The 24,166-nt window shown below is 61.2% G+C and carries 21 protein-coding genes; 6 read left to right on the top strand and 15 right to left on the bottom strand.

Going from position 1 to position 24,166, the window contains the following annotated elements:
- Positions 1-27: 27 nt before the first annotated feature.
- Entirely contained in the window at positions 28-1,302 is a 1,275-nt protein-coding gene (locus G494_RS22090; RefSeq protein WP_153305770.1) for an LbtU family siderophore porin, read from the bottom strand.
- Positions 1,303-1,832: 530 nt separating this feature from the next.
- Between G494_RS22090 and G494_RS0105555 the strand changes: the two genes are divergently transcribed.
- Positions 1,833-2,207 (top strand): ArsR/SmtB family transcription factor, encoded by a 375-nt coding sequence (locus G494_RS0105555; RefSeq protein ID WP_028583733.1) that lies wholly within the window; start codon positions 1,833-1,835, stop codon positions 2,205-2,207.
- A 19-nt stretch (positions 2,208-2,226) separates the two neighbouring features.
- Positions 2,227-3,429, top strand: a complete 1,203-nt coding sequence (locus G494_RS22085; protein WP_084456449.1) for an SO_0444 family Cu/Zn efflux transporter — start codon at positions 2,227-2,229, stop codon at positions 3,427-3,429.
- A 157-nt stretch (positions 3,430-3,586) separates the two neighbouring features.
- Here G494_RS22085 and G494_RS0105545 read toward each other — a convergent pair whose 3' ends face one another.
- Entirely contained in the window at positions 3,587-7,228 is a 3,642-nt protein-coding gene (locus G494_RS0105545) for a DUF3683 domain-containing protein (protein WP_028583732.1), read from the bottom strand.
- A 294-nt stretch (positions 7,229-7,522) separates the two neighbouring features.
- Between G494_RS0105545 and G494_RS0105540 the strand changes: the two genes are divergently transcribed.
- Positions 7,523-8,029, top strand: coding sequence for an O-acetyl-ADP-ribose deacetylase (locus G494_RS0105540; protein WP_028583731.1), 507 nt, complete (start codon positions 7,523-7,525; stop codon positions 8,027-8,029).
- Positions 8,030-8,049: 20 nt separating this feature from the next.
- On the opposite strand, the gene G494_RS0105535 is transcribed toward G494_RS0105540, so the two are convergent.
- From G494_RS0105535 to G494_RS0105510, 6 genes are read right to left on the bottom strand one after another with little or no spacing between them, the layout of a single operon-like run.
- The gene (locus G494_RS0105535) at positions 8,050-9,792 is read right to left on the bottom strand and encodes a BatD family protein (RefSeq protein ID WP_028583730.1); all 1,743 of its coding nucleotides are present in this window, start codon (positions 9,790-9,792) and stop codon (positions 8,050-8,052) included.
- The gene (locus G494_RS27350) at positions 9,789-11,606 is read right to left on the bottom strand and encodes a VWA domain-containing protein (RefSeq protein ID WP_028583729.1); all 1,818 of its coding nucleotides are present in this window, start codon (positions 11,604-11,606) and stop codon (positions 9,789-9,791) included. The genes G494_RS0105535 and G494_RS27350 overlap by 4 nt, the downstream gene beginning before the upstream one ends.
- Positions 11,603-12,589, bottom strand: a complete 987-nt coding sequence (locus G494_RS0105525) for a vWA domain-containing protein (RefSeq protein WP_028583728.1) — start codon at positions 12,587-12,589, stop codon at positions 11,603-11,605. The genes G494_RS27350 and G494_RS0105525 overlap by 4 nt, the downstream gene beginning before the upstream one ends.
- Positions 12,586-13,116 carry a DUF4381 domain-containing protein gene (locus tag G494_RS22080; RefSeq protein ID WP_051305420.1) on the bottom strand — a complete coding sequence of 177 codons (531 nt, stop codon included), beginning with the start codon at positions 13,114-13,116 and terminating at the stop codon, positions 12,586-12,588. Before G494_RS22080 ends, G494_RS0105525 begins: the two co-directional genes overlap by 4 nt.
- Positions 13,117-14,073 (bottom strand): DUF58 domain-containing protein, encoded by a 957-nt coding sequence (locus G494_RS22075; RefSeq protein ID WP_051305419.1) that lies wholly within the window; start codon positions 14,071-14,073, stop codon positions 13,117-13,119. It lies immediately after the preceding gene.
- 43 nt (positions 14,074-14,116) lie between these two features.
- Positions 14,117-15,088 carry an AAA family ATPase gene (locus G494_RS0105510; protein ID WP_028583727.1) on the bottom strand — a complete coding sequence of 324 codons (972 nt, stop codon included), beginning with the start codon at positions 15,086-15,088 and terminating at the stop codon, positions 14,117-14,119.
- A 234-nt stretch (positions 15,089-15,322) separates the two neighbouring features.
- Between G494_RS0105510 and G494_RS0105505 the strand changes: the two genes are divergently transcribed.
- Entirely contained in the window at positions 15,323-15,676 is a 354-nt protein-coding gene (locus G494_RS0105505) for a hemerythrin domain-containing protein (RefSeq protein ID WP_028583726.1), read from the top strand.
- Between the two features lie 124 nt (positions 15,677-15,800).
- Complete coding sequence (locus G494_RS0105500; RefSeq protein ID WP_051305418.1) at positions 15,801-16,682, top strand: MBL fold metallo-hydrolase; 882 nt, start codon at positions 15,801-15,803, stop codon at positions 16,680-16,682.
- A 32-nt stretch (positions 16,683-16,714) separates the two neighbouring features.
- Here G494_RS0105500 and G494_RS0105495 read toward each other — a convergent pair whose 3' ends face one another.
- The 4 genes from G494_RS0105495 to proV form a co-directional block, all read right to left on the bottom strand.
- Positions 16,715-17,143, bottom strand: coding sequence for a MarR family winged helix-turn-helix transcriptional regulator (locus tag G494_RS0105495; protein WP_232362491.1), 429 nt, complete (start codon positions 17,141-17,143; stop codon positions 16,715-16,717).
- Positions 17,144-17,349: 206 nt separating this feature from the next.
- Entirely contained in the window at positions 17,350-18,387 is a 1,038-nt protein-coding gene (gene proX, locus G494_RS0105490; protein ID WP_028583723.1) for a glycine betaine/L-proline ABC transporter substrate-binding protein ProX, read from the bottom strand.
- 2 nt (positions 18,388-18,389) lie between these two features.
- Positions 18,390-19,244 carry an ABC transporter permease gene (locus G494_RS0105485; RefSeq protein ID WP_028583722.1) on the bottom strand — a complete coding sequence of 285 codons (855 nt, stop codon included), beginning with the start codon at positions 19,242-19,244 and terminating at the stop codon, positions 18,390-18,392.
- 133 nt (positions 19,245-19,377) lie between these two features.
- Complete coding sequence (gene proV / locus G494_RS0105480) at positions 19,378-20,607, bottom strand: glycine betaine/L-proline ABC transporter ATP-binding protein ProV (RefSeq protein WP_028583721.1); 1,230 nt, start codon at positions 20,605-20,607, stop codon at positions 19,378-19,380.
- A gap of 411 nt (positions 20,608-21,018) precedes the next feature.
- Between proV and ltaE the strand changes: the two genes are divergently transcribed.
- A complete protein-coding gene (gene ltaE, locus G494_RS0105475; RefSeq protein WP_028583720.1) occupies positions 21,019-22,050 on the top strand; it encodes a low-specificity L-threonine aldolase in 1,032 nt (343 codons plus the stop codon).
- A gap of 102 nt (positions 22,051-22,152) precedes the next feature.
- On the opposite strand, the gene G494_RS22070 is transcribed toward ltaE, so the two are convergent.
- Genes G494_RS22070 through G494_RS22065 form a run of 3 tightly spaced genes read right to left on the bottom strand, consistent with a single transcriptional unit; the run spans position 22,153 to position 24,156 of the window.
- Positions 22,153-22,800, bottom strand: coding sequence for an HAD family hydrolase (locus G494_RS22070; protein WP_051305417.1), 648 nt, complete (start codon positions 22,798-22,800; stop codon positions 22,153-22,155).
- A 14-nt stretch (positions 22,801-22,814) separates the two neighbouring features.
- Positions 22,815-23,210: a hypothetical protein gene (locus G494_RS0105465; RefSeq protein ID WP_028583719.1), complete on the bottom strand. Its 396-nt coding sequence runs from the start codon at positions 23,208-23,210 to the stop codon at positions 22,815-22,817.
- A 16-nt stretch (positions 23,211-23,226) separates the two neighbouring features.
- Positions 23,227-24,156: a DMT family transporter gene (locus G494_RS22065; protein ID WP_051305416.1), complete on the bottom strand. Its 930-nt coding sequence runs from the start codon at positions 24,154-24,156 to the stop codon at positions 23,227-23,229.
- Positions 24,157-24,166 lie beyond the last annotated feature (10 nt).

Below are 24,166 nucleotides of genomic sequence, written 5' to 3'. Positions count from 1 at the left end.
GGCGCACCAGGGTGAGCCGGGAAGGGCTTAGAATTCGTAGGCCAGTTGGGCGGTAAAGACATCGGCATCCTCACCGCTGCCCCCCTCGTCTTCATCGTAATCGCTGTCATGGAAATATTCGAGGGTAAGGCTGGTTCCCTCAAACAGGACCATGCTGACCGCTCCCATATAGCGGGCGTAGGGCAGTTCCAAGGCCAGTGCCTCGGCTGTGCCCTGATAGCCCACTGCAAATATCGTTTCTTTTCCCAAGAGAGCTGTGGCGTAGGCAAGTTCGGCGTTCCAGGCCTTGGGTTGTGCGCCTTCACCCTTAAAGTCCAGTTCCGAAGGGGCAAAGGGATCGATCGCCTGGATATATTCACTGATCAGCGAAAATGGTCCGTAACCTGCGGTGAGGTAGACCCCGAACCCGGGGACCTGGTCGATGATCGAGTCCAGGCCGGCACCATCAAAGGCGTCGGATATTCCTCCTGAATCTGCAAGGTTACTCACCCAGCTTGCCCCGGCATCCACCCGGGTCTCGTCGATTTCATGATGGTAGGACAGCATCGCGCCAAAGCCTTTGATGGTGTCGTTGCCGTCGGTCTCGTTCATCCCCTTGTAGCTGTAGAGTGCCCCCGTAAAACCATGCTGCTCCACGCCGATTGCCAGGCCCGGGGCGTTTATTTCACCAACTTCAAGGGTGAGTGGGTCCTGCACCATGTTGGTGTCAAATTGGCCAAATGGCAGGTAAAATTTACCGGCAGTGAGCAGAACGGGAAATTTTTGATAGTTGCCCAACCAGATATTGGCTTCATCGATAAAGAGGTGCTGGTCTTCCTCTCCGCCTTCATACTTGGCAAGGATATGGCCGACAACCCAGTCCGAAAGTTGGGCGTCAAAACCCAGCTCAACGGTGGCCACATTGAACTCGCTTGCAGCATCGCCCGCGAAATCGTCGCCCACAACCGCTTCAGCCTCGATGAGTCCAAACAGGGTGACGTAGTCATTTATCTGTTGTGATTTTCCCTCGGCCTCCTGCTGCCTGCGGATCTCCTTGAGCACCTGCTGCTGGACCTTGGTCCGGAGGAGCTCCTCGGGGACCGGAGAAGAGGAGATGCCCCCTGCCCTGATTGGCTCGGGCTGGGCTGGTCTCTCTTGTTCCATTGCTGCGACCCGTTTGCTGAGCTGCTGGTTTTGAGCGATTAACTGTCGAACCTGTTCCTGCAGCTGCTCCAGATCCGAGTCAACAGCAAAGGCGCTGCTCCCTGTCAGGGCCATCCCGAGTCCCAGGGTTGCGCTTAGTGTTTTGTGGAATTTTTTCACTCTTTCCCTCAAAGTGGTGTTGATAACAGTATGGGCCAAGTCCGCCTCGGTCCTCAGATTGGAAGCCCTCTTTGTTCTGTCGGCCCTATGACGGCCAGGCCAACTATACAATCCGAGCTGAACGAGATCAGCCGAACCATGGGCTACCTTGAAATTGATTTTTCTTCCAACCTTGGCCGTGCGGTCAAGATTTTATCTTCAGTATATCAAATACATGCCTGCAGGACTATTTGTCGCACGCCTTGACCTTGATCGAAAAATCTGATTTTTCAAGGGCCCCTCTATTTTAGGGCAGGGTGTTTTTTAGGCGCGACTAATGATTATACCTGGAGATGAGGTTTGTCAATAAAATTTAGGCAAGGCGAAACATGTGGTCTGCAGAGCTGGAAGAAAAGGGCGGGTGAGTTGGGTGCAGGGAGGGCTGCCGTTCTCTTTCCCACAGTCGGTTTGCTGCGGAGCCATTGCCCTTGACATCCCGGCTCGCTGCTGTAGTATCTGAACATATATTCACATAGGAAAAAGGAGAAGGAATGGCAGATGCGATGGAGGATCGCTGTGCGGTCAGGATGATCCATGGTGAGCGGGTGGAGCGGGCCCGGCAAACGGTGATCAGTCAGGAGCGGGCTGCCAGGCTGGCGCAGCTCTTCAAGGCCCTGGGGGATCCCAATCGGCTGCGTTTGTTGCTGGCCCTTGCCGAGCAGGAGATGTGTGTCTGTGACCTGGCCGCCTTTCTGGAGGTCTCTGAGTCGGCGGTCAGTCACCAACTCCGGCTGCTGCGCACCATCGACCTGGTCAGGAACCGCCGCAGCGGCACGGTACTCTACTACCGGCTGGCCGATGATCATGTCCGTGAACTGATCGCCACCGGCCTGGAACATATCGATGAGCCCCGGCAAGGAAGCTGAGCCTTAAGGAAGAAAAGCAATGAAAGCAAGTATTATTGGTATATTAGCTGAATCCTGGCAGATCTTGCTGGATTCATCGTTTTTCATGTTGGCCGGGCTCTTGATTGCCGGTCTGTTGAAGGTCTTCTTGAGCACCGCCTTTATCGCCCGTCACCTGGGCAGGGGTCGCTACTGGTCGGTGCTTAAGGCCGCCCTCTTGGGGGTGCCGCTGCCCATCTGCTCCTGCGGGGTATTGCCGGCTGCGGTTTCATTGAAAAAGCAGGGTGCCAACAAGGGGGCAGTCACCGCCTTTCTGATCTCCACCCCGGAATCAGGGGTGGATTCCATGGCCGTGACCTATGCCCTCCTGGATCCGTTGATGACTGTGGTGCGGCCGGTGGCCGCCTTTGTCACGGCCCTGACCGGCGGTTTTTTGGAAAACAGCATCTCCTATGATCCGGCCAGGGCAGGAGCGCTCCCGGGCGAGAATAACGGAAAAAAGGCTGACTCAGGGGCCCATACCTTCGCAGCGGTGTTCGATACCATGGGCAATGGTGACGGCGATGGCTGGAGCGATCAGTGCTGCCCCAGTCATGGTCCCCCGCAGGAGCAGTCCGGTGCGCGGCCGGCTGGGCTCATGGTGGGGTTTGCCCGTAAGCTCTGGGCAGGGCTCTGTTTTGCCCTCACCGAGGTCTGGGGCGATATCGCGGTCTGGTTTTTTGCAGGGGTGCTCCTGGCCGGTGGGATCACCTATCTGATCCCGGACGAGTTTATGGCGAGTTGGCTGGGGGGCGGCCTGGGTTCCATGCTGGTGATGCTGCTCTTCGGCATCCCCCTCTATATCTGTGCCTCGGCCTCTACCCCTGTTGCCGCGGCCCTGATCCTCAAGGGCGTCAGTCCCGGGGTGGCCCTGGTCTTCCTCTTGGTGGGGCCGGCAACCAATGTCACCTCCCTGTCGGTGCTGTTCAGCGTCCTGGGCAGGAAGAGCACCCTGCGCTATCTACTGGTGGTGGCGCTGACGGCCATGGCCTTTGGCCTGGGGGTGGACTGGCTCTACCAACTGCTGGAGATCTCTCCCCAGGCAGTGATCGGGGCCTCCACCGAGGCCGTGCCCCATGGGCTGCAGCTGGCAGCGGCCGGGTTGCTGCTCCTCTTTTCGATCAAACCTATTCTGGCTTTTGTGAAGATCCGGCTGAGCCGCAAGAAGGGGCATGTCTACTATCAGCGGAATTTTCCCCGCTGAGAAGTTCGCCGTTAAGACGTTTACCATTCAGGCCGGGCTAAGCGGGAGCCCGGGGCTGTGGCCCAGGTGGGGGGGAGGGTGAAGGAGGGTGAAGAGAGGGGCCGCGGCTCTCTCCTCAGAGGGAGAGCCGCGGCCCGGCTGCGAAAGATGAGCCGGCCTAGAAGGTGACCACCTCGATTTTGTTGAGCAGGGTTTTCAGTTCCTCCTGCCAGTTGGTGCCGCCCATGGTCAGGGCCAGTTTTTCCGCCAGGTGGACCGGCCGTGCCCCCTTGGCCTGGTTACGGCTGAGGCCGGAGATACAGGAGGGGCAGTTGGTCAGGATCTCGGTGGCCGTGTTCATGGCCAGGGCCTGTTCCATGGCCTCGCCCTTGCGTTGGAGCATGGCGCCGGAGATGTCCGGCCGGGAGAGGGCCATGGTGCCGGCCTCGGAACAGCAGTTGGGCACCGGGGTGACCCGAGCGGAGAGGGCAGCCTGAATCATCGCGGCCCCGCCTCCCTCCAGGGAGTCGTGGCAGGGGGCATGGTAGAGGCAGTGGGGCTGATCCTGGAGATCCAGAGGCTGGATCTGGTTGTCCAGGGTGAATCGGGAGACATCGCTGATCCTGCAGCCAAAGATCTCTTCCACCCCCATCTCTGCCAGGGCCTCCTTGCAGGTCCCGCAGCTGATCACAAAGGCATCAAAGTTAATATAACCCAGCATGTCCCTGATCTGACTGAGGATGATGGTGTTCCGCAGGCTCAGTTCGGCGTGCATCTTCTTCTTGGCATTGACCCTGGCCGGGAAGCCGCAGCAGAGGAAGGAGGGCGGCAGCACGATCCGTACCCGGTTCTTTAAGAGGATGTAGATCGAGGCCATGGAGATCTCGGCATAGAGCCGTTCCGAACCACAGCCGGGGAAGTAAAAGATCGTTTTCTCAGACTCTTCCGGAGGATGGATCAGCAGGGTCTCGCTGCTGGCCGTTGGTGGCAGGATATCCCGCAGGGTGGTCTTGGAGGCCGGTGCCATCTCCGAGCGGAGCAGCTCCAGGGGTGGCCAGCGTTTCTCGGCCAGGGCCGGGAGCCGGTGGAGGAGCTGGCTGGCCTGGCGCTGGAGGCCAGCACCCCACTCAACCACGGTCTTGCGAAAAAAGGCGTTGAAGTATTTGTTGCGATTCTTCAGGTAGAAGAGCGACATCCTGGTCTGGGGAGGTGAATGCTTGTAGCCGAAGTCCCGGAGGATCTCCCGCTCCAGGATGGAGACCTCGGCCGTGTCGATATCCACCGGACAGGGGGAGAGGCACTTGTGGCACATGGTGCAGTGGTCTGCCACCTCTTCCAGGTACTTCAGCTGGTTGAAGCGGGGGAAGCGGGAGCGCTGGATGTCGTAGAGCAGGGCCTCGATCAGGGCGCCGATCACCAGGTTCTTGTTGCGGGGATGAAAGAAGAGGTTGGTTCCGGGGAAGAATACGCAGCAGTCGGCCTTGCACTTGCCGCAGCGGATGCAGCGGGAGATCTTGGCCGAGAGCGCCTCCAGGGAGCCGTACTGGAGAATCCGGGCCTCCAGCTCCAGCAGGTTGAAGGAGGGGGTAAAGACCTTGTCGATGATCTGGGGATCATCCAGCTTGCCGGGATTCATCAGTCCCTTGGGGTCCACCTCCCGGCGGTAACGGTTCAGCTCCTCCACCCGTTCAGCATCCAGGAACTTCATCTTGGTGATACCGATTCCGTGTTCCCCACTGACCACCCCGTCCAGTTCCACGGCCTTGGCCATGATATCTTCAGCGGTCTTTTCCGCCCGTTTCATCATGGCCCGGTCATTGGAAAAAACCGGGATGTTGACATGGACGTTGCCGTCGCCGGCATGCATGTGGGTGGCAATGACGATCCGCTTGGTCCGGACCTGCTCGTAGGTCCGTTCGATATTGGCGCTTACCCGGCTGTAGCCCCGGAACAGTTCCAACAGGTCGGCCAGCAGCTGGTTGATGTAGGCGTGGTGGCGGACCGACTCGGTGGTCCGCAGCTCCAGCCTGGCCAGGGTCTCACGGCAGAGCTCTTCGGCCTTGGGTTTCTTGGCCTCCAGCCAGTCCGGATCTTCGATGGGTTCTGCGGTCTTGAGGTACTCCAGGGTGGAGCGGACAAAGCACTGTTTGTTGTAGATATCCTCTTCGATGTTGTAGGCGTCCACAAAACGGGCAAATTCGGCCAGGGCCGGCAGGGGCAGGACGATATCCTCGTTGAGCTTAAAGGCGTTGGTGCGGGCGGCAATGGCCCCCAGCCGCTTGCGGTCCCGCCAGAAACGGACCGCCTCCTCGTTATCCCGGGCAATGAAGGTCTCGGTGTTGACGTAGGGATCCAGCAACTTCACCAGCCGCTCCCGACCGCGGTTGATCTGCTCCTGGTCGTGGCCCACCATGTCGATCAAGAGCACCGCCTTGGGACTCTCGCTGCGGGCGGCCTTGAACTTGTAGTTGATGGCCCGGATATACTCCTCGTCAAAGTGCTCCAGGGCCATCAGGGCCTCCTGACCCTGGTGGTTGGTGAACTCCTCGGAGATCTCGACGATGACCCGGCTGGCCTCGTCCATGTCCTGGCCAAAGAACTCCAGACAGAAGGTCTGTTTTTCCTCATAGGCCTGGTAGAGGACGAACTCGGCCGAGGTGATCACCCCGTCGGTGCCCTCCTTCTGGACCCCGGGAAGCCCCTTGAGGGCCTTGTTGGTGATATCCTTCCACAACCCCTTCTTGCGGATCTCGTCGCCTCTAAGTTCGATCTGCCGGACCGGCTGCTGCCTGCTGTTGAGGACCTCATAGCAGACCAGGTCCTCGGGCAGGATCTTGCGCAGGGGATGGTTGACCCGGCGCACGGTGAACAGCTCGGCCCCGGGCATGGCAATCTTGTAGGAGAGGATGTTGTCGATGGCGGTTCCCCAGAGGACCGCGGTCTTGCCCCCGGCGTTCTCTGCGATGTTGCCGCCGATGGTGGAGGCCCAGGCGCTGGTGGGATCGGTGGCAAAGACCAGCCCCTGCTCTTCTGCTGCGGCCATGGCATCCTGGGTGATCACCCCGGCTTCCAGCTTGAGCACCGGTACCTTTTCCGCTGCATCATCGCTCAGCTGCTGGTAGCTCACCGGAAAGATGCGGTTGAGTTTCTCGGTGTTGATGATCACGCAGTTGCCCTTGACCGGGACGCTGCCGCCGGTCAGGCCGGTGCCCCCGCCCCTGGGGATGATGTGGAGGCCGAGCTCTTCCACGGCCCGCATCAGCGGCGCGACCTGGCTCTCCTGATCGGGCCTGAGAATGGCCAGGGGCAGATAGAGCCGCCAGTCCGTGGCATCGGTGGCATGGCTGATCAGGGAAAAGGGATCAAAGCAGACATTGTCCCGGCCGATGATACTGCCCAGCTGTTTTTTGATTTGCTCTCGTCGGGCCTTGGCACCGCTGATCTCGCGGCGTAGCGCCTTGAGGCGGTCGGTGCAGAGGTGGACCAGGTTGAGCACCTTTTGGTTGCGGCTGGATTCCAGGGCAGTGGCGTGTTTGGCGGTGTTCTCGATGATGGAGAGATCTTTTTCCGCGGTATCAAAGAAGTTATGGCGCCGTTTCTTGGAGTCGATCAGCTCCTGGCGGAGAAAGGGGTTGCGATGGAGGATGAACAGGTCCCCCATGAAACGCATCACCAGCCGGGCGGATCGGCCGGTGATCCGTTGACTCCTGAGCTCCTCCAGGTCGGACCAGACCTCGGCGCCGAAGAGGTGATTGATGATCAGCCGGTCATCTGCTGAGGTGAAATTGTAAGGAATTTCCCGGTAGTTATTTATATTCATGGTTCTGCGTTAATCGAGTTTGAAAAAGAGGTCACTGCCTGTAACAGGGGAACTTATGGTATATCATCAAAAGATACCAGGGGAACTGCCGCTTGGATTACAACATGGAGAGGTCTTACTGGGCAAGGGGTCAGATATGAGGATAGTCTTTTCGATGAGCAGGTCTGCGGAGGAGACATTCCTTGCCACTCTACCTACAATGGTGCTAAGTGTACGCTTGGCGCCGCAAAAATGCTATTATAATTTTTGAAAAAACAGCGGAAAAAGTAATCAGCAGCTGCAGAGGAGGATGCCATGGGAAGCATAGAGATCATTGATGGCGATATCACCACCTTGGAGGTCGATGCCATTGTCAATGCCGCCAACAACGGCCTGCGGGGCGGGGGGGGGGTGGATGGGGCCATCCACCGGGCTGCCGGGCCTGAATTGCTGGCAGCCTGCGTGCCCCTGGGCGGCTGTGCCACCGGGGCCGCCAAGATCACTCCGGGCTTCAAGCTCCCGGCCCGCTATGTGATCCATACCGTGGGGCCTATCTGGCGGGGCGGCAGCGCAGGTGAGACCAGCCTGCTGGCCTCCTGCTACCGGGAATCCCTCAGGCTGGCCGAAGAGTACGAGTTGAGATCCATCGCCTTTCCTGCGGTCAGTTGCGGGGTCTATGGCTTTCCCCTTGACCAGGCCTGCGGGATCGCCTACCAGACCATCAGCCAGCACCTGGAGGCAGGAAGCAGGATCGAGCTGGTCTATCTGGTCTGTTTCAACCAGCAGATCCGCAGCGCCTATGAGCGGGTTGCAGCCGCCTGATAAGGCCGGCGCCGGGGGCTTCAGCCCGCCGGCTCGTGATCACCATAGAGCGGTACCAGGCCATCTCCCCTTCGGGCCGAGCCGCGCTGCTTCGCCCCCTTGCGGGTCTGCTCCCAGGTCTGCCATGCTTGCCATAGGGCGCTGCCATCCCAGGCTTCGGCAGCATCCTCCTGGGCGTAGAGATAACGGTTGAGCCGGTCGAGCTCCTCCTCCAGCGGCTGCAGTGACTCCAGGGGAGCGAGCTGCGCCAGCCGGCTGAGGAGTTGCCTGGCCTGGCGGGGCTGATGCCGCCGACAGGCCTGCCGCAGTTGGCCTGCCAACTCCCGCAGCTCAGTTGCAGCCTTGGCCGCTGGCCGCCCTTTTTCGTCTGCCTCGCCGGCCTTGTTTGTCTTTTGGCTGCGCCTGCTTTGCCGCCAGGCAAGGAGGGTGAGCAGCCAGGCGCCGGCCAGCAGGCCGCTGAGCCAGAACCAGGGGTTGCTCTTCAGGCCCGGATGGGTGGGCTCTGTCGGGACCGTTGGGGCTGCCTGGGCTGCCGAAGGGGGAACCGTCTCTTGCGCCTGTCCGGATCCCGTCCCCGGGTGGGACAGACCGGGTTCCACCTCCAGGAGCATGGCCGGAATCCTGGCCAGCTCCGGACGCTGCCGGCTGGTGTTCCACCAGGGAATCTCGATGGCCTCCAGGCGGAAGCTGCCCGCCCTGGCAGGGATGACGGCGATCTTCTTGCGGAGGATACCCACCATCCCCTCCTGCTCCTGGAGTTGTTCAAAATCGGCCTGATCAGGGTAGAGTCGCAGGGCCTCATCTCCTCTGATCCTGGGCTCAGGAAGAGTGCTGCCGGCCAGGCCATGGGCCTCCAGGGTCAGGGTCAGGGTCAGGGGCTCTCCGGCCCGGATGGGTGCATCCGGATCCGAGCGTTCCAGGCTGGCCCTGAACTCGCTGGCCGGCAGCCAGGGGAGTTCTGCCTGGACAGGAGGGGGCTTGACCTCCAACTCCACGGCCTGGGAGCGGACCCTGCGGCTGGGGCCGACCCGGCCAAAGGGGTCGAAGAGTGAGGCAGAGCTTCTCCCACTTTGCCCCTGGAAGACCAGGGGCGGGATGATCAGGGGCCCGCTCTGCCGGGCAAAGAGGGCGTAACGCCGTTCGATCACCCGATAGCCCCTGCCGTCGCGGCTGGTGCTGAATTCGCGATCCTGGCCCAGCTTGTGGACCGTGAGTTGTTCTGCTGCCGGTTCCGAGAGGCTGCCGTTGGCCAGGGACAGGCCGATGTAGAGACGGACCGTGTAGAGGATCTGGGCCTGGAGATAGGGGTTGCTGGGGCTGGCCTCTACCTCCAGAAAGAGATCCCGTTCTTCCCGCCCCCCTGAGGGGGCCGCAGGGTCGGTCACCACCAGCTCCAGCGGATTACTCTGCGCAGAGCCCACCCTGATGGCAGGAATGGTCAGGGTCCCTGCCCGCCTGGGCATGAGGGTGAGCTGATAGCTGCGGGAGCGGCTCTGGCGACCGTTGATGATCTGGATATTGGAGCTGCTGCTCTGGCCCAGGATCTCAAACGCCGACTCCAGGGGAGTGAAATCCGGCTCCCCGGCAGAGGGATCGTCGATGGTCAGTTCCAAACGGACCGATTCGTCCAGGGCCACCGGGTTGCGGTCCACCCGGGCGCTGAGGGTGGCTCCAGAGGCGGGGCTCCGGCCGAACAGCCCCAGGAGGAGCAGGCAGATCAGCAGGAGCGGGAGAAGCGCAGGCCGGCACCTGTTCGGGTTCACCACGGCTGGCGGCTCTCCCCATCTCGTCGGGGCTGCTGTTGGTACTGGTACTGAAATTTCCGTCGCCATAGTCCTCCCGGATCGTCGGGGATCGTCCGTAACCATTGTTCCTGTTCACGCTGCTCTTGGTTCTGCTCCGCCTGGTGCGCCTTCAGGCCGCTGCCGTCCCGGGGCTCTTCAGCCGGCTGTTTCTCCGGCCCTGCATTCTGTTCTGAGCCAGGGGCCTGTTCCCTGTCGGTCGCTGCCGGCTGTTGCATTTGCTCTCGCCGTTGCTGCTCCTGCTGCTCCTCAGCTGCGTCCGCACTCCCCTGCCTGCTCTCCTGGGGATCCGTCTGTTCGGGCTGCCCCTGTCCCTGGCTGTTGTTTTCCCCCTTGTCCTGCTCTCCCTGTTGTGCTCCGCTTTGCTGTTGCTGTTGCTGTTGCTGTTGCTGTTGCTGTTGCTGTTGCTGTTGCTGTTGCTGTTCCAGGAGTTTTTCGATCAGCTCCAGGTTGTGGCGGGCGTCTTCCATCTTCGGATCGCGTTTCAGGGCCTGCCGATAGGCCTCCAGGGCCTCCTGATAGCGGCCCAGCCTGGCCAGGGTGTTGCCCCGGTTGTAGTGGCCTTGGGCGTCCTCTGGCTGGCCTTGGTGTTCCAGGGCCTGTTGGTAATCACCGGCCTGGTAGAGGGCTGCGGCCTGCCAGTTGGGGTCCTGGAAGCGGCGGGCCGCCTCCGCGGCCCGTCCCTCCTCGAGGATGGCAGCCCCCTGTTGATCCCGGTTGCGCCACAGATCTTGCCATTCCATGGCCGAGGCGCCCCTGGGGAGAGCGGTGCAGGTCAGGATCAGGGTCAGGCAGAGCAGACCCCGGCGAAAGAGGAGCAGGGCCAGGGCCAGCAGCAGGGGCAGCAGCCAAAAACCCTCGTCCTGATAGAGGGCTGTCTGCTGCTGCCCCTGCTGTTCAGCCTCGGTCGGAGCTGCTGCTTCGTCGGGCTGGACCAGTTCGCGGAGGTCGCTGTCATCGCTGCTCAGTCGGTGGTAGCGGCCTTGGCCCAGCCGGGCTGCCTCCCTGAGGGGGGCCTCTTCCAGGCGGCTGAGGACCATTTGGCCCTGATCGTAGATAAAACCTTGGTCGGCCAGGGGGATGGGGGCTCCCTCACTGGTACCCACCCCCAGGATCGAGAGCTGGTTGCCTCCGGCGGCCTTGGCGAGCTGGGCGGGATCTTGTCCATCCAGGCCGTCGCTGACCAGGAGAATGGCTCCCCGGCGGCTGCCGCTGCCCCTGATCAGCTCAGCCGCCGCAGCCACGGCCAGTTCAGGGCGGGAGCCCTGGGCAGGCATCAGCTCCGTGTCCATGGCCTTGAGCTGCATGGCAACGGTTGCCGTATCAGGGGTCAGGGGGGCGACCACAAAGGGCTGGGCTGCATAGACCACCAGTGCGGTCTGGCCATCCTGTTGCCCCTTGAGGATATCCAGAAGCTTGAATTTGGCCCGCTTCAGTCGGCTGGGCTGCAGGTCCTGGGCATCCATGGAGCGGGAGAGGTCCAGGACCAGCACCAGGGAGGCCATGTTCCTGAAGAGCGGTTGTTCCACCCTGCGCCAGGCCGGTCCGGCCAGGGCGATCACTCCGATCAGGAAGAAGAGGCTGGTCGCCAGGAGGCGAGAGCGGCTGCTCCGGCCACCGGGATGGCCTCTCAGCACATGGGGGAGCAGGGCCGGCTCGATGAACTGCTGCCACTGGCGGCTCTGCCCCTCTGCTCTCCGCAGCCGCAGCAACAGGGGCGGCAGCAGCAGGAGCAGCAGCAGGGCCCAGGGCCTGAGGAGGTGCAGTTCGTTCATGGTCGCCCTCGCAGGAAAAGCAGGCCCAGGGCCAGGACCAGGGCTGCCCCCAGGGGCCAGCAGTAGAGCGGACTCTTGGGGCGAAAGAACTGCTGGTCAACCAGGACCGGCTCCAGTTGGTCGATCAGCTCATAGATCTCTGCCAGCTCCCTGCTGTCCCTGGCCCGAAAGTAGCGGCCTCCGGTGAGCTGGGCAATCTGCCGCAGGGCAGGTTCATCCAGGTCTGCCGAGGGGTTGACCCGGCGGGTACCGAAAAAGGAGGAGACCAGCATGGAGTCGGCACCAATACCCACGGTATAGATGGTAACCCCGGCCTGATGGGCGAAGCGGGCCGCCTTTTCCGGGGCAATGGCCCCGGCGGTGTTGGCCCCGTCGGTGAGCAGGATCAGGACCCGGTTTTCCGCAGGCCGTTGTTTGAGTCGTTTTACCCCCAGGCCGATGGCCTCGCCGATGGCCGTTTTATCACCGGCCAGGCCGATGGCTGCCTCGTCAAGGAGGCGCCTGACCGTGGTCCGGTCGAAGGTCAGGGGGGTCTGCATGTAGGGTTGGCTGCCAAAGAGGAGCAGGCCGATCCGGTCGCCGCTGCGGCGGAGGATAAAGTCACCGGCCACCTGCTTGGTGGCCTCCAGGCGGGAGACCTGTTCCTGTTCGACCAGAAAATCTTCGGTCTGCATGGAGCCCGAGAGATCGACGGCCAGGAGCAGATCCCGACCCGAGATCTGGAGTTCGATGGGCTCCCCCAGCCAGACCGGGCGGCTGGCAGCGGCCACCAGCAGGATCCAGAGCAAGGCTGCCAGCCAGCGGGCAAACCGGGGGTTGGCTGGTTGCTGACCGCTTGCGGCAGGGCCCTGATCGCTGAACAGCTCCTCAAAGGGTATCTGGAGTGCTGCCCCCTGCTCGGGTGGCTGGGGTGGCAGGAGCAGCCTGAGCAGCAGCGGCAGGGGCAGGGTCAGGAGCAGCCAGGGCCATTGGAGTTCCATCATGGCTTCCTCCATGGTCGTGGAGGCAGGGCTGCCAGCCATTGGCGGCAGGCGCTCAGCAGCAGTTCGCCCTCCAGCTCTGCCCTGGGGTTGTAGGCCGCTGCCAGCAGCTGGCGGCCCAGGGGCGTCCCCCACAGGGCTGTCCGCTGTCGCCTCGGCCTCCTCATCTTGTCCAGCAAACACAGCCACTCTTCACCGCCGAGCTCTGCCCCAGCCTGGTCGGCAAAGCGGCTCAGGCAGACCCGGCGGAGGAAAATCGAGACCCCCCGGGCCAGGCCATGGGCATCCTGCTCCTGCTCATAGCTGTGGGCCAGGGCGGCCAGGAGCTCCCGAGCATCCCGGCGCCACTGCTGTCGTCGGTACCGGCGGACCACCAGGGCGGCGATGGTGACCAGGAGCAGGCTCAGGCCCAGCAGGCCCCACCAGCCCGGGGCCGGGGGCCACCAGCCCACCTCTTTGGGCAGCAGGTAGTCGCGCAGGGGGATGGCGGCCGGGTCAGCCATGGCTGGGATCTGCTTGAGCGCTTCCATCTAGGCTCCTCCCAGGCTGCGTCGCAGGGTGCCGGTCAGTTCGGCATGGGTGGCTAAGGAGATCAGGTGGAGCCCCTGGCGCAGACAGAGGTTGTGGAGATACTCCTGGCGCAGGGTAAAGGCCTGTGCATAGCGCCGGCGATAGCTGGGGTTGGCGGTGAACAGGGTCTTGTCCTGCCGGCCGTTGGTGATCCGGTAGCTCCCGGCAGGGGGCAGCTGCCGCTCCAGGCGGTCATGGAGGTGGCAGATGACCAGGTCGCTGTGGCGGGCCATCCGGCTGAGCTGGAGCTCGTCCTCGCTGCTGAGGCCGCGCAGGTCGCTGAGCAGAAAGAGGAGGCTGCCGGGTTTGACCACCCGGCGCAGACGGCGGAACCGTTCCCCGGGCTCGGGCTCGGGCTCCGGCGGAGCGGCCGCCTGCTGCCAGGCCGGATGGCGAACCAGCTGGCGGATCAGCTGGAGCACTCCGCGTTTGCCCTGCTGGGGGCGGATCTCCAGGTGGTGGCCGGGCGAGGTCAGGATGCCGCCTACCCGGTCACCCAGGCGAGCGGCGTTCCAACCTATCAGGGCCGCGGCATGGGCCGCCACCACCGCCTTGAAGGCACCCCTGGTGGCAAAGAACATCGAGGGGCTCAGGTCCACCCAGAAGAGAACGGTACGTTCACGTTCCTCCTGAAAGACTTTGGAGTGGGCTTTGCCCAGGCGGGCGGTGAGCCGCCAGTCCAGGTGACGGATATCATCCCCTGGCTGATAGGGGCGGGCTTCCACAAATTCCATGCCCCTGCCCCGGAAGGGGGAGAGCAGGCGGCCGGCCTGGAGGCTGCGGACCTGGCGCACGCCCAGGGGCAGGGTCCGCTCATATCTGCGGTAGGCGATCAGCTCCGCCATCTCCACCGAGGCGGGGTGGGGGTAGTGCGGACCGTCCTGGCTGGCTGGGGTGTGGCGTCGGGCTCGAAACATGGTCAATGTTCAGCTGCGGTGAGGGGTGCTTTCACTGTCCTTTTCAGGGGATGGGGGTCTGCTGGAGGAGGCGGTCGATGACCAGGTCCGGGGTGATGCCTTCGGCCTCGGCCTCAAAGCTGAGCAGCAGGCGGTGACGGAGGATATCAGGGGCCATTTCCCGGATGTCTTCGGGGATGACAAAGTCACGGCCATTGAGCCAGGCCAGGGCACGGCTGCATCGATCCAGGCCGATGGCCCCCCTGGGACTGGCCCCGTACTGGATCCAGCGACTGGTTTCCCGGTCATTCCCTCTGTTGGGATGGGTGGCCTGGATCAGGCAGAGGATATACTCCTCCAGTTCCTCGGTCATGTGGGTATCCAGAATCTGATCGCGGGCCGTAAAGATGGTCTCCTGGCTGAGGGGGGGATATTCCAAGGCAGGGGCTGTGGCGGAGGTCGATCTGGCCTCCTCGCGGGCCAGGCGGAGAATGGCCTTGCCCGAGGGCAGGTCCGGATAGTCCACCTTGATGTGGAGCAGGAAACGGTCCAGCTGGGCCTCGGGCAGGGGGTAGGTGCCCTCCTGTTCGATGGGATTCTGGGTGGCCATGACCAGAAAGAGCGGCGCCAGCGGATAGGTGGTGGTGCCCACGGTGATCTGTCGTTCGGCCATGGCCTCCAGCAGGGCTGACTGGACCTTGGCCGGGGCCCGGTTGATCTCGTCGGCCAGCATCAGGTTGTGAAAGAGCGGACCTTTCTGAAAGGTGAAGGAGCCGTCCTGGGGGCGGAAGATATCGGTGCCGGTCAGGTCGGCGGGGAGCAGATCCGGGGTGAACTGAATTCGGTGAAAGTCTCCCTCGATGGAGTGACTGAGGATGCGGACCGCCCTGGTCTTGGCCAGGCCGGGGGCGCCCTCCACCAGGAGGTGGCCGTCGGCCAGCAGGGCGATGAGCAGTCGCTGGATCAGCTGATCCTGGCCGATGATGCGTTGTTGAATGGACTGGACGAGCTGGTGGATCTCTTCGAGCGGCGTCATGGTCTGCTCTTTGTATTGTTCAATGGTATGGGGTGGTTAGTTGCTTGTGATTGAATAAGTATCATCCTGGCGGCTGTCAATGGGGCAGCGGCACGATTACCGCTAATTATCACGGTCCCGGGCCAGGTAAATCCTGGTACGGCCAATGTCATATTGACCTCGATGGTTCATTTCCTTATAATTTTACTACAATGATGGTGTTCTCCCTGTCCGGTCAGATTCCGAGGTGCGCCTATGTGGTACTCGATCTATACTGTCGGTGACATTGATATTGACCAGGAACATGCCAATATCGATTTCATGCTCTCTGCCCTGCCCAAGGAGCGGAGCGCGTTACGCGATGCCCTCTATCCCCTGATTGATGTGATTATTCAACATTTCAGCCATGAAGAGGAGATTGCCGCGACCCAGGGCTACTCCATGAGCGGCTCGCATCGAGCCAGACACAGGGAACTGACCAGGCATTTGGAGGTGATCAAGGCCGGTTTGGGGAGGGCGGAGACCGATCTCCAGGAGATCCCCAGGGAACTGCAGAATATGTTGAAGCTGCATATCCTTGATTTTGATCGTTTTCTGCTCTCGTCGTGATCCTTCCCCCTGCCACTCTCCCCCTGAGCTCACCGGGCAGAGCCTCAGCTGGATCAACTCAGCTGGAACAAGCCTGGCCTGCCGCTCTTATTCACAAGACCATCCCCTGGAGGTACAGCGAACCATGACCCACCATGCAACATCCCCGCGTCCGGCCAGCGAGCCGGCGCCAACCCTGGAGTTGGGAGGCATCACCATTGACTGGTTACGTGGAGGGAATAACCAGTTGGACGGCGGCACCATGTTTGGAGCCGTGCCCAAGCTCCTCTGGAATAAGCGCTATCCCGCAGATTCGGACAACTATATCGAGTTGCTCAACCATCCCCTACTGATTCGGACCCCGGAGGCCAATCTGCTCATCGACACCGGCCTGGGCAACAAGCTCAGCAAGAAGCAGGAGAAGATCTTTCGAGTCACCCGGCCGTGGGAGGTGATCGAGGATCTGCATCGCTTTGGCCTGGGGCGGGAAGATATCGACTATGTGCTCTTTTCGCACGGTGATTTTGATCATGCCGGCGGGGTGGTGATGGTCAACCCGTCGGGAGACTTGGAGTTGACCTATCCCCGGGCACGGCACCTGATGCAGCGCAGGGAGTGGGAGGATATTTCAGCTCCCAACAGCCGGGCGGCGCACACCTATTTCCCGGTTAACTTTGAGGGGCTTGAAGCCTCTGGTCTGCTGGAGCTGGTGGATGGCGAGGCTGAGGTGGTTCCTGGGGTGACGCTGCGCCACAGCGGCGGTCACACCCGGGGGCATCAGGTGGTTATGATAGAGGGAGACCAGGCCAGTGCCCTGCACATGGGGGATCTCTTTCCCACCCATCATCATGCCAATCCGCTCTGGATCATGGCCTATGACAACTTTCCCCTGCGGGTGATCGAAGAGAAGGAGGCCCTCTTTGGAGAGTGCCTCCGGAAGAATTGCTGGCTCACCTTTTATCATGATTTTCAGATGCGGGCCTGTCGGCTGGGGGCAAATCAAGAGGTCGTGGAGACCTTTGGCTGAACTGGGCCTGAGGCGGGCAGGCCGGAGAGGAGCTACTCTCCGGCAATGGGGACCTGGGCCGCCGGGGTCTTCCCTTTGCCGGTGAGGGCCGGGACCAGCTTCTCAAGCCCCTCCTCCAGGGCCCTGAGTTCATCCTCAGGGAGTTGCTCCAGGGCATTGGAAAGGGTGCCCTGGGCAGGCTGGGGCGCGTTTTTAAGCAGGCGGATACCATCTTCGGTGAGGTAGAGGTGGACCGCCCGTTGATCCTGCTTGGAACGGTCCCGGTAGACCAGGCCGCGATCCTGGAGTTTGTCCAGCATGTTGCTGCAGGTCGAGGGATGGATGGTCAACAGCGAGGCCAGTTGGGAAACCTTGAGGCCCGGGTTGTTGTTGAGTTCGTAGAGCATCCATAGCTTGGCGCTGCTCAGCCCACACTCTTTCTCCACATATTTGGAATGGGCCTGGATGGCTCGAAAGACCATGCGGAGATTTTGTGTGATTATCTGTATCTGGGCTGCCCTTGTCTCCATCTTTCCTCCGGGAACAGGATCATTAAAGCTGCATATATACTCTGTTAGGTCCCTCTGTTCCAGCCAGAAGTAGCAACCTCTTTTTTTAATCTGCGACTTTTTTACCCCATCTCTCCCCCGGGAGCCTGGCTCCCGGGGGAGAAGATCACAGCCGCTCCTTATTGCTTGGCCGCCTTCCTGGCCTCTGCCAGCCAGGCCTGCCACTTGTCCTGATTCTTGGCAATCCATTGATCCACATGACGACTGATATCCTTGGGGCTCTTCTCGCCGTCGTTCATCCGGGTGTTCTGCTCGTTGATGTCTGCCAGGGGCAGGGCAAAGATCTCGAAGAATTTTTTGGCGGCCGGATTCTCGGCGATGAACTTCTTGTTGGCCGCGATCTGGACATCAGAGACCACAAAACCCAGTTTCACCGGATCAGAGACCGCACCCTCCACGCCGCTGACCGTCATCCGCTCCACGGCCTCGCTCTGGGATTTGTAGGGCATAATCTCCGGCACATTGATCCAGACCACATCTGTACCAGGCTTCATCTTGAAGATGGTCCAGTTGGGGGCCCAGGTGTAGAAAAAGACCGGCTCGCCGTTCTTGAAGGCTGCCAGCTCAGAGGCCATACCCGCCTCATAGGAAGGCTTGAGGATGTTGATGTGCTCGCCCAGGTCGTAGCTCTTCAGGTGGTGTTCGTTGGTCTGTTCACAGGCCCAGCCCGGAGGACAACCGAGGAGGTCTGCCTTGCCGTCGTTGTTCTTGTCAAAGGCCTTCTTGACCTCGGGTCGTTTAAAGTCGTCCAGGGACTGGATGTTGAACTCGTCGGCATGTTTTTTGGAGATCATGTAGCCCTGGAGTCCTCCTGCCTTGACCACATAGCCATAGAGTCCGGCTTTCTCGTAAAAATTTTTGGGCAGCTGGGCATTGTGCATGGGGAACCAGCCATTGGTCCAGTAGTCGAGATCGCCCAGGGTCAGGGATTTATAGAAGATGGTATTCTGGAGATCTTTGGGTTTCTTGACCTTGTAGCCCAGTTCTTCCAGACCCCGGCGGACCAGGGCCTCCTGGAAAAAACCGGTATTCCAGGTGGCCCGGGCCGGACGGAGGGTCACCCCCTTGCCGGGTTGGCTCTCCTCTGCCTGGACCGGCATGGTAGCGCCGAGGGTGAGGGCCGTCAGTGCGGTTCCGATCAGTAATCCTTTGAGCATGGTTAATCTCCTCCCTGTGTGTTGTTTTTATGACTCATAGACTGGGTAATCCGGTCTAGGATGATGGCCATGAGGACAATGGCCAGTCCGCCGATGGTGGCCTGGCCGATGTCCATGGTGTTGAGGCCCAGAATAACCGGAGACCCCAGGCCTCCGGCGCCGATGAGGGCGGCGATGACCACCATGGACAGGGCCATCATGATGGTCTGGTTGAGGCCGGCCATGATGGTGGGCAAAGCCAGGGGAATCTGCACCTTGCGCAGCACCTGCCAGTTGGTGGCACCCAGGGCAAAGCCTGCCTCCACCAGCTCAGGATGGACTTGGCGCAGGCCCAGGCTGGTCAGGCGGATGAGGGGGGGCAGGGCAAAGACGATGGTGGCCAGGACACCGGCCACGTTGCCGATGGAAAAGAGCATCACGATGGGCACCAGGTAGACAAAGGCCGGGGTGGTCTGCATGGCATCCAGGCAGGGGCGGATGATGGCCTCGAAGCGATCACTGCGACCGGCCCAGATCCCCAGGGGGATCCCGGCCAGGACACAGAAGAAGACCGAGGAAAAGACCATGGCCAGGGTGATCATGGTATCCTCCCAGAGGCCGAGGAGCCCGATCAGCACCAGGGTGATGGCGGTGAACAGGGCCAGCCTGAAGCCGGAGGACTTCCAGGCAATGGCAACAAAGACCAGGATGACCACCAGCGGGGGGACGGCCAGCAGGCCGGTCTCGAAACCGGTGAGGGTGAACTCAACGGGCCACTTGATGGCCTGGAAAAACCAGCGGTAGCCCTCGACCAGCCAGTCGATGAACTGGTTGATCCAACTGTCCAGGGGAATGATTTGATCTTCAAAACGCAACATCGCGACCCTCCTGCATAGGGTGTATTCTAAGATTATAGGGCATCACTCTTTAGCTCATCGGGCGTACAAGGAGAAAAGGTACAATCCGTCCCCTGCATCGTCTCTGGCTGAGTTTCAGTGGCCGTAGGAAAGATTATTGGTCGAGATCGTTACCGTTACCGTTATCGTTGCCCGCTCGATAGAGGGTGCGCAGAAAACGGTTCTTGGAGACCACTCCCTGGTAGAGGTTGTTCTCATCCACCACCGGGATGGGCCAGAGGTGGGAGGCGACCTGGGGAAGGATATCCTGGAGACACTCCCCCTCTTGGACCGGAGTGGCTGCCTCGAGAAAGGCCTGTTCAATGTTGCCTTTGCCGTTTTTGGCCTCCAGGAGATCGCGGAGGGAGTCGGTGGAGACCACCCCGTAAAACTTTCGGTCGGAACCGACTACGTAACCGAATTCACGGTCCTGATTGTTCAACAACTCCAGGGTCGCCCTGGGGCTGCCCTCCGGGGTGTGCCAGATCACCTTGGGCTGATTGTCGCGGACAATGTCGCCTGCGCTGATCACGCCGGTGGGATCGACCCCCCGGAAAAAGGCGCGCACATAGTCATCGGCCGGATTTTGGAGAATCTCCTCCGGGCTGCCCACCTGGACCACCCGGCCCCCCTCCATGATGGCGATCCGGTCGCCGATCCGCAGGGCCTCGTCCAGGTCGTGGGAGATGAAGACAATGGTACGCTCATGGCGGTCCTGGAGCTTGAGCAGCTCGTCCTGCATCTCGCTCCGGATCAGCGGGTCAAGGGCGGAGAAGGCCTCATCCATCAGGAGGATGTCCGGGTCCATGGCCAGGCCGCGGGCCAGGCCCACCCGTTGCTGCATCCCGCCGCTCAGTTCTCCGGGAGCAGCCTTTTCCCAGCCCTCCAACCCCACCTGTTTGAGGGCATCCATGCCCCGTTCTTCCCGCTGTGGTCGGGGCATGCCGTCCAGTTCCAGGCCAAAGCAGACGTTATCCAACACGTTCAGGTGGGGCATCAGGGCAAAGGATTGAAAGACCATGCTGGTCTTGCTCCGCCGGAACTTGACCAGTTGGTCCCTGTTCATGGTCAGCACATTATCGCCATCAACCCAGACCTCGCCGGCCGTGGGTTCAATCAGACGGTTGAGCATCCGCACCAGGGTGGATTTCCCGGAACCGGACAGACCCATGACCACGAAGATTTCTCCCTTGGCCACGGTGAAGCTGGCATCCTGGACCCCGACGGTGAGCCCGGTCTGTTCGTAGATTTCTTCCTTGCTGTTTCCTGCTTTAACCAAGGCCAGACCCTTGGCTGGATCTGCGCCGAAAACCTTGTAGAGATTTTTGACTGTGATGATGTCCATAGAAATCCTTCCTGGCAGGCAGCTGGAGCCTGTTTAAGCGGTTGAACACGGTCCCTGTCGGCGGCAAAGCGCCTGGCAGGTGGGTCCATGCAGGGGAAATATTTGGGCCATATTATTTTACAGAATATATTATGGTACAATATTATTTTTGATAAAACAATATGTGACAATATAATTTTGTACCTAAATGTTTTTCCTGGTTCGGCTAACATGGCGTTTTTGCGGAACTAGAGACTGCCTGCCTGGAAAGGTCTTGCTGGGAATAACATTTGCTATTAAAGGGAAGGCCACTGCAGTCCATGTCTGGCTGCAGATTTGCCCGGCCAACAGTGCCGTTGCCGGCCAGGGGGAAAGAGGGCGGGAGGTAGCCCTGGAGACGGAGATGAATTTTTTTAAGCAAAGGAGGCGAGCATGGCGGTCATTGATCTGCGCAGTGATACCGTAACCCGGCCCAGCCAGGGCATGCGTGCGGCCATGATGGCTGCACCGGTGGGTGATGACGTCTATGGCGAGGACCCCACGGTCAATCGTTTGGAACAGATGGCTGCAGCCTTGACCGGCACCGAGGCCGCCCTCTTTGCCGCCAGTGGGACCCAGAGTAACCTCCTGGGCCTGCTGGCCCAGTGTGGTCGGGGTGACGAGTATATCGTCGGCCAGCAGGCACATACCTACAGGTATGAGGGGGGAGGGGCTGCGGTGCTGGGTTCTATCCAGCCCCAGCCCCTGGAGCTGCACGCTGACGGCACCTTTGACCTGGAGCAGGTGCGGGCGGCGGTAAAGCCCGATGATGTCCATTTTGCCCGGAGCCGTCTGCTGGCCCTGGAGAATACCCATAACGGCCGGGCCCTGCCTCTGGAGTATCTGGGGCAGGCCCATGCCTGTGCCCGGGAGCACCAGCTCCGCTTTCACCTGGATGGAGCCCGGCTCTGTAATGCCGCCATCCATCATCAGCTGAGTGTGGGCCAACTCTGTCAGGGCTTTGATTCGGTCTCCCTCTGTCTTTCCAAGGGATTGGGGGCGCCGGTGGGTTCGCTGCTCTGTGCGGATCAGGAGGTGATTGCCGAGGCCAGGCGGTGGCGAAAGATGCTGGGCGGCGGGATGCGCCAGGCCGGGATCCTGGCGGCAGCCGGGATCCATGCCCTGGAACATCAGCTGGAGCGGTTGGCAGAGGACCATGCCCATGCCGCGGACCTGGCCCGGGGTCTGGTCGAGCTGGAGGAACTGGCGGTGGAGTATGCGGAGTCCCAGACCAATATGGTCTTTGTCACCCTGCCCCCGGAGGATGCGGAGTCCCTGCCCCGTTTTCTCGGGGAGCGCAATATTCGTATCCCCTCGGGAAAGCGGGTGCGCCTGGTGACCCATCTGGATATCGATGCCCCTGCCATCCAGGCGGTGATCGCCGGCTTTAAGGCCTATTACAGTCGGCAGAACCTCAGCAGATAGTCAGAGGAGAGCGGCTTCGGCCGCGGCCGCAAGAGGCAGCGGCTAACAGCAAGAGGCAGCGGGAAACAGGTGAGAGCCACAGGAACGCTACCTGCCAAGGCCTCAGGGGAGGCTGAGGCGGACCCGGGGAGAGCAGGGAGTGCCCGGGGGGAAGCTGACCCGGGCCCGACCGCCGGTGATGGCCAGGAAGCAGAGCCCTGTATTGGCGGCGGCCGTGTAATCGGCCAGGGCATCACCGATGAACAGACACTGCTCCGGCGCAAAGCCGCAGCGGCCCAGCACCTCGCTGACGATCTCGGTCTTGGCCCGTGGTGCGCCGTGGACCTCCTGAAAATAGTGAGCGATCTTTTTGCGCCGGACAATGGTCCGCATCTCCTCCTCCGGGGTACCGGAGACCACAAAGGCCGGCGTTTCGGCGGCCTGGAGCTGCTCCAGGCACTCCAGGGCTCCCGGGATGAACCTGGCTGCAACCACCCCGTCCAGCACCCGTGCGGAGAACTCCTGCCCCAGCTGTTGGAGTTGTTCCGGCTCCAGCTCCAGGCCCAGCAGCTCCCGGTAGAGGCGGCGCAGCTTCTCCTGCCGCGGCATTCCCCCGTGACTGAGGTGATAGGCAATGGCCTGGTCAACCACATTCTGGCCATGGGCCTGAAACATGGCGGCAAAGGCCCTGGTCTTGACCTGCACGGAATCGGCGATCACACCGTCAAAGTCAAAGAAGACCGCCTGCCACTCTGGGGGATGAGGGATCATGGTGCGCAGGCAGCCTAGTTTACAGGTCCGGCCGGTTCGTCCTCCTGACTCTCGGTCAGCAGGGCCTGGAGGCCGATGGCCTGGGCCACGGTCATCAGTTCATCGTGGTGAAAACAACCGGCCATCAGGGCGGCGAACTGACTGCCGAGGAAGAGCGTTTCGGTGTCGCTTTCCCGTTCCAGGACCTCACGGCACTGGGCGATATCGTTGCCTTCCACGGTCCTGAGGATATCGTTGAGCCACTCGAGCTGGCTTTCCAGGAAGTGAAATTCCGCCATGGCCTGGGCATACATGGAGATGATCGAGGCCCGGTGGTCGTAGATGGTGTCAAGGTCCTTTGCTTCTGCAGCCTTGAGCACGGCATTGATTTCTGTGAAAAGTTCTTCTATGTCAATTGCTTGTTCAGCCATTACGGTGTCCTGATTGTTAGGTTTGTTTAGGGTGCCCTTTGATCACTGTTGATGTACTCAATTTTTGCTTCCCTGTCATCCCCATATAGATGGCAGTGAGGGTCAGGCCTACTCCCAGCCAGTTTTCCAGGGTGGTGGGCCGGCCAAAGAGGAGGACATCCCAGACAAAGGAGAGGGCGGGCTGGAGGAGCAGGATCATCCCGGTCAGGGAGGTGCGCATCTTTGGCATGGCATGTGCGATCAGGGCCCAGCCGATGGTCTGGCTGAACAGGCCCAGACAGAGCAGGGAGGTGATCGCGGTGAGGCTGGGCAGCGCAAAGGAGGTGTTTGTGGCCACCATGAACAGGGCAAGAAAGAGTGCCGTTACCAGGGAGATCAGCAGCAGGTTATAGAAAAAGGAATGGTGCTGTTCGTCGCTCTGGATCTTCTTGAGGCTGAGCAGGAAACCGGAGTAGCAGAGGGCGGTCAACAGACCCAGGATCAGGCCGAGCAGCGATGCCGAGTGGAGGTTGAACCGGGGCGGCAGCTCGATGACCAGAAACAGGCCCGTGATGGCGATGGGGATAGCCAGAAGAAAGCGAAGGCGGAGCTGTTCCTTGGAGAAGAAAAAGCCGATGGCCGTCAGGATAAAGACCTGGAAGTTGCCGATGATGGTGGCCAGTCCAGGGCCGATATAGCGGATGCTGCCGTGCCAGCAGTAGAGATCCAGGGCAAAGATCAGGCCGCAGAGCAGGATCCAGGGGCATTGGCGGCGAGCGGGCAGCCTGAGGTCACCCCGCCAGACGGTGGCCAGGAGCAGAAAACAGGCGCCAAAGAAGACCCGGTAAAAGGAGGAGACCGCCGGTTCCACCTGGGCCAGCTTGACCCAGACTGCGGAAACCGAGATCAGGCAGGCCCCCAGGAGGGTAAGCAGCATCGGCAGCTGGCGGCCAGGGGGAGAGGACATGGGTGGGTCG

It is taken from the genome of Desulfogranum mediterraneum DSM 13871 (genome assembly GCF_000429965.1).
GTDB classification, from domain to species: Bacteria; Desulfobacterota; Desulfobulbia; order Desulfobulbales; family Desulfobulbaceae; genus Desulfogranum; species Desulfogranum mediterraneum.
The sequence above is the reverse complement of the archived record's forward strand: the minus strand, read 5'-3'. Positions and strand labels throughout refer to the sequence as shown.

Coding starts and splice junctions, on each gene's coding strand:
- G494_RS0105555 (WP_028583733.1), top strand. CDS start 1,833: ATGGCAGATGCGATGGAGGATCGCTGTGCGGTCAGGATGATCCATGGT.
- G494_RS22085 (WP_084456449.1), top strand. CDS start 2,227: ATGAAAGCAAGTATTATTGGTATATTAGCTGAATCCTGGCAGATCTTG.
- G494_RS0105545 (WP_028583732.1), bottom strand. CDS start 7,228: ATGAATATAAATAACTACCGGGAAATTCCTTACAATTTCACCTCAGCA.
- G494_RS0105540 (WP_028583731.1), top strand. CDS start 7,523: ATGGGAAGCATAGAGATCATTGATGGCGATATCACCACCTTGGAGGTC.
- G494_RS27350 (WP_028583729.1), bottom strand. CDS start 11,606: ATGAACGAACTGCACCTCCTCAGGCCCTGGGCCCTGCTGCTGCTCCTG.
- G494_RS0105525 (WP_028583728.1), bottom strand. CDS start 12,589: ATGATGGAACTCCAATGGCCCTGGCTGCTCCTGACCCTGCCCCTGCCG.
- G494_RS22080 (WP_051305420.1), bottom strand. CDS start 13,116: ATGGAAGCGCTCAAGCAGATCCCAGCCATGGCTGACCCGGCCGCCATC.
- G494_RS22075 (WP_051305419.1), bottom strand. CDS start 14,073: ATGTTTCGAGCCCGACGCCACACCCCAGCCAGCCAGGACGGTCCGCAC.
- G494_RS0105510 (WP_028583727.1), bottom strand. CDS start 15,088: ATGACGCCGCTCGAAGAGATCCACCAGCTCGTCCAGTCCATTCAACAA.
- G494_RS0105505 (WP_028583726.1), top strand. CDS start 15,323: ATGTGGTACTCGATCTATACTGTCGGTGACATTGATATTGACCAGGAA.
- G494_RS0105500 (WP_051305418.1), top strand. CDS start 15,801: ATGACCCACCATGCAACATCCCCGCGTCCGGCCAGCGAGCCGGCGCCA.
- G494_RS0105495 (WP_232362491.1), bottom strand. CDS start 17,143: ATGGTCTTTCGAGCCATCCAGGCCCATTCCAAATATGTGGAGAAAGAG.
- proX (WP_028583723.1), bottom strand. CDS start 18,387: ATGCTCAAAGGATTACTGATCGGAACCGCACTGACGGCCCTCACCCTC.
- G494_RS0105485 (WP_028583722.1), bottom strand. CDS start 19,244: ATGTTGCGTTTTGAAGATCAAATCATTCCCCTGGACAGTTGGATCAAC.
- proV (WP_028583721.1), bottom strand. CDS start 20,607: ATGGACATCATCACAGTCAAAAATCTCTACAAGGTTTTCGGCGCAGAT.
- ltaE (WP_028583720.1), top strand. CDS start 21,019: ATGGCGGTCATTGATCTGCGCAGTGATACCGTAACCCGGCCCAGCCAG.
- G494_RS22070 (WP_051305417.1), bottom strand. CDS start 22,800: ATGATCCCTCATCCCCCAGAGTGGCAGGCGGTCTTCTTTGACTTTGAC.
- G494_RS0105465 (WP_028583719.1), bottom strand. CDS start 23,210: ATGGCTGAACAAGCAATTGACATAGAAGAACTTTTCACAGAAATCAAT.
- G494_RS22065 (WP_051305416.1), bottom strand. CDS start 24,156: ATGTCCTCTCCCCCTGGCCGCCAGCTGCCGATGCTGCTTACCCTCCTG.